This is a genomic window from Pseudochrobactrum sp. AO18b (assembly GCF_000409565.1).
GTDB lineage: Bacteria > Pseudomonadota > Alphaproteobacteria > Rhizobiales > Rhizobiaceae > Pseudochrobactrum > Pseudochrobactrum saccharolyticum.
On the sequence record NZ_ANNO01000225.1, the window covers coordinates 1 to 8,424 of the forward strand.

Below are 8,424 nucleotides of genomic sequence, written 5' to 3' on the forward strand. Positions count from 1 at the left end.
GATATTCGGCAGGCGTTTGAACAATGTTGCCAGAGAGACCTGCATTTCCAGACGTGCCAGCGGTGCGCCGATGCAGAAATGGATACCGGCTCCGAAAGAGACGTTCTTCTGATCCGGACGCTCCGGCCAGAAACGGTCGGGCTGGTCAAAAGCCTGATAATCGCGGTTACCTGAACCAAGCAATAGGCCAAGCTGCTCACCGGCTTTCAGTGTTACGCCCTCAGCAATTTCAGTCTCATTATAGGCATAACGGGTGAACATATGCAGCGGTGCATCAAAGCGCAGGCTCTCCTCAACAGTGGCAGCAGTTGATTCCGGCGTTGCAAACAGAACGCGATGATCCAGACCGCTTTGCAGAATGCTCTTAACTGCATTGCCTGTCTGATTGACCGTTGCCTCGTGTCCGGCATTGAGCAGCAGGATACAGGTGGTAATCAGCTCGTCTTCCGAGAGCTTGGCACCATTTTCCTCAGCGGCGAGTAACAGGCTTAGCAGGTCATCACCCGGATTTTTACGGCGCTGGGCAGCATAGCCACGCAGATAGTCGGAGAATTCTTTGGCCGCCTGATTGGCACTGTCTTCCACTTCACGTGTCGCATTGTGCATATACATATTGACCATGCGATGCGACCAGTCGAGCAGCTGCGGGGCATTGTCTGTCGGTACCCCCAGCATTTCGGCAATCACAACAACCGGAATAGGGGTGGCGAAAGCCGGCATCAGGTCGACATGTCCCTGGTGCTCAAAACCGTCAATCAGCTCATTGGCAAGTTTTTCAATACGCGGACGCAGACGCTCGACCTGACGGGACACAAAAGCGCGATTGACGAGGGTGCGCAGGCGGGTATGTACCGGCGGTTCAATCTCCAGCATGGAGTGGCGTTCAACGCCGTCAAAATCTTTGAGATGTTCGCGGTTGATTGCATTGGCACGATAACCGCCCGGCTCTTCACGCCCAAAACGGCGGTCGCGGAACAGCTTGTTGATATCATCGTAACCGGCAAAGCACCAGAAACCGTAATCTTCCCAGAAAAACACCCGTGCATTGTGATGCAACCATGCGTAAGCCGCATAGGGATTCTGCACAAATTCCGGCTGATGCGGATCAATCCGCACGTGGCGGGTGGCAGGATCGAAATGAAGATAATCAGGTTTTACAGGGGCGCTCGGGAAATGGATCATCAGGCTTTCATCGCATTGGCATTAAAAGAGAATTTGCTATGCGACTATAAAGGCAGATGATGAGAAAATGCAGCGTGACAAAGCGCGGCATGGGGAATTCAACCCAGCCTGCTTTAATATTATTTTGCCAGAGTGTCCGAGAGTATTTTCATAATCGTATTAAACGATGTACCGGTCAGAAGTAGTGAAGCAGAAATAAGGAGGGCTATTAGCGCAACAATCAATCCGTATTCAACGGCTGTAGCGCCTGTTTCTGATTTTAAAAAAAATCGTTTTCTCATTTTGCTCAGTTCATTGTTGTGCTTCGTAGACTACTGATAAATAAAACCGCCCGACGCAATTGCCGGACGGTTTTGTTTTACAAATTTCAAACCTTAAGAGGGTTATGGAGTAGGTGCTTTATTAGAAGTTTGAACTGCCGAGCCGATTGTTTTGAAAGTTGCACTCAGCTGTGTTCCAACAAATGTTACCATGCCGATAATAACAACAGCGATCAGAGCGGCAATCAGGCCGTATTCGATTGCAGTTGCACCGTCTTCATTTTTGCGGAAGCGCTTAAAAATTGCTTTCATTGCCTTAACTCCAGATAGTTCTTTTCGTTATGGTCTTGCTGACCTGTTACGACTTATAGCCCGAAGAGTGTTTTTCAAGACTTAAATTACATAGTAAATGAAGTTTAAGCATTGAACTTGCTTAATGAATTACTTTTATTGTGTCTGTCGAGAAGTGTTTTGTATATTCATAAATTAAAATGTGGCTGTGTTTTCAGTATCTTAAATGATGTGTCTAAAAAGAAATGCCCCTGAGACGTTGCTTGGTCTCAGGGGCATAAATATTCGGATCATCGGAAAGCAGACGGAATATCAATGAAAAACCGTTTATTTCCTAACGGAAGAATTAAAAATCCCAGTCATCATCTTCTGTGGCAACGGCTTTACCGATCACATAGCTGGAGCCGGAGCCGGAGAAGAAGTCGTGATTCTCATCAGCATTCGGTGAAAGCGATGACAGGATCGCCGGATTAACATTGGTTACAGTGCTCGGGAACAGTGGCTCATAGCCGAGATTCATCAGCGCTTTATTCGCATTATAGTGCAGGAACTTTTTGACATCTTCGGTCAGACCGGTGCCGTCATAAAGCGCTTCTGTATATTTGGTTTCAACTTCATAGAGATCAAGCAGCATCGAGAAGGCGAAATCTTTCAGCTCTTCCTTGCGGGCTTCGCTCTCTTTTTCCAGAGCCACCTGATATTTATAGCCGATATAGTAACCGTGCACGGCCTCGTCACGGATAATCAGGCGGATAAGATCGGCAGTATTGGTCAGCTTGGCGCGGCTCGACCAGTACATTGGCAGATAGAAGCCGGAATAGAACAGGAAACTTTCCAGATATACGCTGGCAATTTTGCGCTTCATCGGATCATCAGATTTATACTCATTGATGATCAGAGCCGCTTTGCGCTGCAAATGCGGGTTTTCCTCACTCCAGCGATAGGCATCATCCACATCCGGTGTCGAGCACAGAGTGGAGAAGATCGAGGAATAGGAGCGGGCATGAACCGCTTCCATGAAGCTGATATTCGACAATACAGCTTCTTCATGCGGGGTCACAGCATCCGGCATCAGGCTGATTGAGCCGATAGTGTTCTGGATAGTGTCCAGCAGGGTCAGGCCGGTGAAAACACGGATGGTCAGTGTTTTCTCTGCCGGTGTCAGCGTGCCCCAGGACGGAATATCATTGGACAGCGGAACTTTTTCCGGCAGCCAGAAATTACCGGTCAGACGGTTCCATACTTCGAGATCTTTATCATCCTCGATACGGTTCCAGTTAACAGCCTTGGTGGCGCAGACGAGTTTAGGTTGGGCGTTCATAACGTGCTCTGATCTGTTCGGATGAACCGTCTGCGCTGTAGCAGACGGTTTTATATAAAAGGATAGGGTTTACAGGGTGCAGGAAACGCAGCCTTCTACCTGTGTGCCTTCCAGAGCCATCTGGCGCAGGCGGATATAGTAGATTGTCTTGATTCCCTTACGCCATGCATAGATCTGCGCCTTGTTGATATCGCGTGTTGTTGCGGTATCGCGGAAGAACAGTGTGAGCGACAGGCCCTGATCCACATGCTGCGTCGCTGCTGCATAGGTATCGATGATCTTCTCGGCACCGATCTCATAGGCATCCTGATAATAATCGAGATTATCGTTGCTCATGAACGGGGCAGGGTAATAAACGCGGCCGATCTTACCTTCCTTGCGGATTTCAATCTTGGACGCAATCGGATGGATCGAAGAGGTCGAATTGTTGATGTAGGAAATCGAACCTGTCGGCGGAACAGCCTGAAGGTTGCGGTTATACATACCATGCGCCATCACCGATTTGCGCAGTTCTTCCCAGTCCGCCTGTGTCGGGATCGCAACGCCTGCTGTTTCAAACAGTTCACGAACGCGGGCAGTTTCCGGTTCCCAGACCTTGTCAGTATATTTGTCGAAGAATGTGCCGTCGGCATATTTTGAATCTTCAAAGCCGACAAAGCTCGACTTGCGATCCATCGCAATGCGGTTGGACGCTTTAATCGCGTGATAGGTCACGGTGTAGAAATAGATATTGGTGAAATCCACACCTTCTTCTGAACCGTAGAAAATGCGTTCACGCGCCAGATAGCCGTGCAGGTTCATCTGACCAAGGCCAATCGCGTGTGATTCATCATTGCCGCGGGCAATCGATGGCACGGAATTGATCTTGCTCATATCCGACACAGCGGTCAGCGCACGGATTGATGTTTCAACGGTCTTGCCGAAATCCGGAGAGTCCATGGTCATCGCAATATTGAGCGAGCCGAGGTTACAGGAAATATCTTTGCCGATATGTTCGTAATTCAGATCGTCTTTATAGGTGCTCGCTTCGCTGACCTGAAGAATTTCCGAGCAGAGATTGCTCATGGTGATGCGGCCGGCAATCGGATTGGCTGCATTCACGGTGTCTTCGAACATGATATACGGATAGCCGGATTCAAACTGAATTTCCGCCAGTGTCTGGAAGAAGGCGCGTGCCTTGATCTTCTGCTTGCGGATACGGCCGTCATCAACCATTTCGCGATATTTGTCGCTCACGGAAATTTCCGTGAAAGGTACACCGTAAACGCGTTCCACATCATATGGCGAGAACAGATACATATCCTCGTCGTTCTTCGCCAGTTCAAAGGTGATATCCGGAATCACAACACCGAGCGACAGGGTTTTAATGCGGATTTTTTCATCGGCATTTTCGCGCTTGGTGTCGAGGAAGCGCATAATGTCCGGATGGTGGGCATTCAGATAAACCGCACCGGCACCCTGACGCGCACCGAGCTGGTTCGCATAGGAGAATGCATCTTCGAGCAGCTTCATGATCGGAATAATACCGGAAGACTGATTCTCGATCATTTTGATCGGCGCGCCATGTTCACGGATATTGGTGAGCGAGAAGGCCACACCACCGCCGCGCTTGGAAAGCTGCAGCGCGGAATTGATCGAACGGCCGATCGATTCCATATTGTCTTCCATGCGCAGCAGGAAGCAGGAAACCAGCTCGCCGCGCTGTTTTTTACCGGCATTGAGGAAGGTCGGTGTCGCTGGCTGGAAACGGCCGGACAGCACTTCTTCCATAATGGATATGGCCAGAGCTTCGTCACCGTCGGCCAGCGCCAGAGCAACCATACAAACGCGGTCTTCATAGCGTTCCAGATAGCGCAGACCGTCAAATGTCTTCAGCGTATAGCTGGTGTAATATTTGAACGCGCCGAGGAAGGTCGGGAAGCGGAATTTCTTTTTATAGGCGAGATTGAAGAGATTCTGGACGAATTCAAAAGAATACAGATCCAGAACTTCTTTTTCGTAATAATTCTGGGTCACCAGATAATCGAGTTTCTCTTCCAGATTGTGGAAGAAAACCGTGTTCTGGTTCACATGTTGGAGAAAATACTGGCGAACGGCCTTGCGATCCATATCAAACTGGATCTCACCATTCGGACCGAACAGGTTCAGCATGGCATTCAGCGCATGATAGTCCATTGCCGGAGTGTCCTTTTTAGAACTCCCGTTGTTTGAACTGTTGGTGTTGTTCTTTTCTGTCCGTTCAAGCTCAAGAGTCGCCACAGTTTTTCCAATTCATTTTTCGGCCAATATGTGTTGGCCAATTTATTTGTCGGTATGTGCAAAACAAAGACCGGCTTCGCTTTCACATCTGTTCACAATACTGATCCGGCTTTTCGTTTGAGAAAGCGGACAGCAATTTAATTTCGTTGTTGAACCCTGTATGGGTTCAGAAGTCAGGCAGCGAGGTCTGCCTGCCAGAATTTGCGCAGACCATTCCGCACATTGATAACGTCATCATCCGTTCCGGCCAGTTCATAGCGATACAGAAACGGCACCTGACATTTCTCGGATATGACATTGCCGGCAAGACAATAGGTTGCACCGAAATTACGGTTGCCACCGGCAATCACACCGCGAATAAAGGAACGGTTGGCACTGTCATTCAGAAAACGGATCACAGGCTTGGGAACAGCACCGCGTCCGTCCCCGCCGGCATAGGTTGCGACAACCAGCACAAAAGGTTGTGTCACCTGTAAAAGATCGGCCTTCATGCTGCACGGAATACGCAGAGCAGGCAGTCCGGTTTTTGTGACAAAGCGATGCGTATTTTGCGTGCCGCTTGAAAAATAGACGAGCATGCTCATAGCCACTTCCTCATGTTAAATCTCCAGTGAGACACTGAAGTCAAACAAAGACCCTCTATATATAGTGGCACCAGTCCGGCTTTGCAGCCAATGCTGTGCATTATACAGGAAGAGGGCATAGCTTTTGTGATTTGCCTGAAATGCCGTTTCTGGTTCCGGCTTCTGCCCGTCTTGCAAAGCGAAAGACGGGCAGAGAATTACCGGCCAGATTGAACAGTCAGGCAGATTGTCCGGATATGACAGTCAAACCGGAACGCTCAGGCCATTATAATTAAGCCAGCGCGCTGATCATGTCAGGGCGGAAGCCTGCCCAATGTGTGTCACCGGCAACAACAACCGGAACCTGCATATAACCAAGACGTTTAACTGTGTCGTAGCCTTCTGCATCTGCAGAAATATCAATGATGTTGAAATCGATTCCCTGACGTTCCAGAGCGCGATAGGTGGCGGTGCACTGAACGCAGGCTGGCTTGCTGTAAACAGTAATGGACATCGGATTCCTCGTTTCTTGATCGCCCTGATATTTTTCAGAGACTGATATGCGTTATATGCCTGTTGATTATTCCGGAGAGAATAGTCAGCGGACATTGTAGCGGGGGCTACAGTTTCCCTTGGCAGGGCCTCATTGGTCTGCACCTTGCGGTGCCTTCTTGTATCTGCACCTGACGGTGCTCTTCTCTTTTTGCACCTTGCGGTGCGGGATTCTTCGTTCTCCGGAGCGTTGTGCCCTCAAAGAACTTCTTGTTTACGCTTCCCTGTATTCCTCACCGGTATGGTTCATCCAGAGACGCACCGGCGGTGATAAATCCGAGCATTATGGTTCCGCCGCTTTTGAAACGAGAGGGCGGAGGCCTTTCAGGTGCAAAGAGCACCTTTAAATCTGCTGCACAAACTGCGGTTATTCCGCAAAACGCATGCTGAACTTGCTTAAACTAATAAGAACGGAACGGACGGCGGGAGAGGCTGGAAGGAACAGCTCACAGAGGAGCCGGATGCGTCATCAGAGATGGTCGTATAAAGCCATCGGGCGAAGATTCGCTCTGACCGCTGACAAATCTGCTGAAACAGGTTTCTGAATGACAGATGTAGACATCTGTTTGTTTTCCGATCCCTGAAAAGCAGCTCTGACCTTGCGCATAACCTGATTCCTGTTGCCTTGCTGAACTGTGATCTGTGTGCCTGCGATACTGAAAACAACACCGGCGCAACGGATCACATTTCTTCCGTCTTCAACATTCCCGGAGCCTGTTGATAACAACAAGTTCCGATTCTCCGCCGGAAAGGAGTTTCCTCCTGAGAACCGGCAAAAATTTCGACGCAACTATCCCGGATCGCATTGCGTATCGCCGGTTTCATTGTGCCTGATAAAGCCGTTTTGAGCGTGGTTGCGAAGCTGCGGTTTGCAGAATCGAAGAACCGCTCAAGACACTATATATGGTATATGTTATGAATTTTTCGTCAATACCTATGGTGTCTCTCTGATAATTTTACCCGCTATACACAGGGCTGAATTAATATGTGGAGATGTGCCAAAAGGGCATCAGCAGGGTCGGCAGGCGTGCTGCCACCGCTCAGCTTGATTCTTAACTGCAGCATATAAGATATGAGCGGTTTTGGGGCGGAATCTTTGCTGTTTCCGGGCAGATTCTTTTCTTTACAAAAGCGGCCGGAGCGGGCAGGCGATTCTTAAATGAGGTGGAGAAGAAGTGCAGAAAGGAAGATGTGAGGATTGAGCCTTTCACAGTCAAGTTGGATCAACTTGACGCCCGTGATAATGCGACCAAATAAAGAATCTAGAGCGAGCACTGTGATTCAATCTGGGCGTAAACCACTCTAGTCAGCCATGAGACTGCGATTCTGCATGAAACAATTTCCGCCGAAAATCAGCGTAAGGTACAAAATGTTGATTTGCTGAAGAGGGGAGTAAATGGTGGGCGATGAGAGACTCGAACTCCCGACATCTTCGGTGTAAACGAAGCGCTCTACCAACTGAGCTAATCGCCCGCTCGCTAAAAGCGGTATGTGCTGACTTTAGTCTTCAATTATAAATATGAGCACGGCATATTTATAATTGTCATTCACTGATCTGATTTCTCAGAAATGAATGGTGGGCGATGAGAGACTCGAACTCCCGACATCTTCGGTGTAAACGAAGCGCTCTACCAACTGAGCTAATCGCCCGCTCGCTTTGAAGCGGCTGTGAGGCTCGTTTAAGGAATTCTTTGACTAAGCGCAAGAGCAAAAATCAAAAATAAAACAGAAATTTGAATTAATTTTTGTTTCTTCACATTCCTGATGCCATCCCGTCATGCGTTTCGGATGATTCTTTGAATTCAGATGCTTATAGGGAGTGAGTGGGTGACTCTTTTTATCGCGTGCTGTGCATAAAATCGGTCATTTGTGGACTGCCTATATATATAAAGTGCTCTGTTCGGGCTTTGCGCATTTTTATCCTCTTTTCGGTGAAAAACTTTCAAAAGCTCGCTTGACAGTTCATAGTGAACACATTAGACAGCGCCCATACCGA

Annotated in this window: 7 protein-coding genes and 2 tRNA genes; all 9 read right to left on the reverse strand. The window is 48.7% G+C overall.

What is annotated here, in order from left to right; genetic code table 11:
* A partial coding sequence (locus A918_RS0109345; protein ID WP_022710809.1) for a cytochrome P450 occupies positions 1-1,182 on the reverse strand: 1,182 nt, incomplete at its 3' end.
* Positions 1,183-1,301: 119 nt separating this feature from the next.
* Positions 1,302-1,463: a Flp family type IVb pilin gene (locus A918_RS21505; protein ID WP_084664739.1), complete on the reverse strand. Its 162-nt coding sequence runs from the start codon at positions 1,461-1,463 to the stop codon at positions 1,302-1,304.
* A 102-nt stretch (positions 1,464-1,565) separates the two neighbouring features.
* Positions 1,566-1,754 carry a Flp family type IVb pilin gene (locus tag A918_RS0109350; protein ID WP_022710810.1) on the reverse strand — a complete coding sequence of 63 codons (189 nt, stop codon included), beginning with the start codon at positions 1,752-1,754 and terminating at the stop codon, positions 1,566-1,568.
* A 325-nt stretch (positions 1,755-2,079) separates the two neighbouring features.
* Positions 2,080-3,054 carry a class 1b ribonucleoside-diphosphate reductase subunit beta gene (gene nrdF / locus A918_RS0109355; protein ID WP_022710811.1) on the reverse strand — a complete coding sequence of 325 codons (975 nt, stop codon included), beginning with the start codon at positions 3,052-3,054 and terminating at the stop codon, positions 2,080-2,082.
* A gap of 69 nt (positions 3,055-3,123) precedes the next feature.
* Entirely contained in the window at positions 3,124-5,229 is a 2,106-nt protein-coding gene (nrdE, locus tag A918_RS0109360) for a class 1b ribonucleoside-diphosphate reductase subunit alpha (RefSeq protein ID WP_022710812.1), read from the reverse strand.
* Between the two features lie 257 nt (positions 5,230-5,486).
* Positions 5,487-5,897: a class Ib ribonucleoside-diphosphate reductase assembly flavoprotein NrdI gene (nrdI, locus tag A918_RS0109365; protein WP_022710813.1), complete on the reverse strand. Its 411-nt coding sequence runs from the start codon at positions 5,895-5,897 to the stop codon at positions 5,487-5,489.
* Positions 5,898-6,168: 271 nt separating this feature from the next.
* Positions 6,169-6,390, reverse strand: a complete 222-nt coding sequence (gene nrdH / locus A918_RS0109375; protein WP_022710815.1) for a glutaredoxin-like protein NrdH — start codon at positions 6,388-6,390, stop codon at positions 6,169-6,171.
* Between the two features lie 1,435 nt (positions 6,391-7,825).
* Positions 7,826-7,901, reverse strand: a tRNA-Val gene (locus A918_RS0109385).
* Positions 7,902-8,002: 101 nt separating this feature from the next.
* Positions 8,003-8,078, reverse strand: a tRNA-Val gene (locus A918_RS0109390).
* Between the last annotated feature and the right edge of the window lie 346 nt (positions 8,079-8,424).